This window comes from Ruegeria sp. AP12 (assembly GCF_056540025.1).
The window spans coordinates 1-619 of record NZ_JBQFVZ010000255.1 but is presented as its reverse complement, the minus strand read 5'-3'; the positions used below and the strand labels follow the sequence as shown (position 1 = coordinate 619).

The following is a 619-nucleotide window of genomic DNA, read 5'->3' as shown; positions in this document are numbered from 1 at the left end:
CACAAGCGGGTGGATGCCATCAACATCGGCGCTGAAGGTGCAAAGCCGCGTGTATCGGCGGACTATGCCCGGCGCGCTGAGAAAGCAGCGGTTGCGCACCCTGACGAAGTGGCTCAGGGCTACGCCTCGGGCAAGATAGACGCGTTGCAGAACCGCAGAGACACGCCGGGCGCTGTTGATACCCTGTTTGGCCCACGTCGCCAGCAAGACGCCATGCAAGCCGCTCTGGGGCCAGACGGTGCTAATACTGTACGCACCCAGATTGCCAATGAACGCACCTTTGCAGACACGCACAGAGCTCTTACGGGCAATTCCACGACTGCCCGGCAGTTAATTGAGCAAGGCTTGGTTGGCACAACAGGTGCGGGTGCGGGTTATGCGGTCACTGGGGATTTGCAGGGCGCTGGTGGCGGAGTTGCTGCTGCGCTGCTGGCAAGACGCGGAGGCGCTGCGGCGCTCAATCGAATGAAGGCGGGTAGAGAGGCCAAGGTGGCCACTGTGCTTGCTGAAATGCTGACGAGGTCGGGTGTTCCAGCGCAGGTTCAGAACACAATCACGAAAGCACCGAACAAGATGAAGGAAATGATTGTTCGCGCTTTGATGATGAACGCAACCGGGC

2 protein-coding genes are annotated in these 619 nt (G+C 59.9%); one reads left to right on the top strand and one right to left on the bottom strand.

Annotated elements, in window-relative coordinates:
• Window positions 1–207 (bottom strand): hypothetical protein (locus ACR0E6_RS22600; RefSeq protein WP_480587600.1); only part of this gene is annotated, 207 nt, incomplete at its 3' end.
• A 6-nt stretch (window positions 208–213) separates the two neighbouring features.
• On the opposite strand from ACR0E6_RS22600, the gene ACR0E6_RS22595 reads away from it, so the two are divergent.
• On the top strand, window positions 214–619 hold a 406-nt coding region (locus ACR0E6_RS22595; protein ID WP_480587598.1), incomplete at its 3' end, for a hypothetical protein.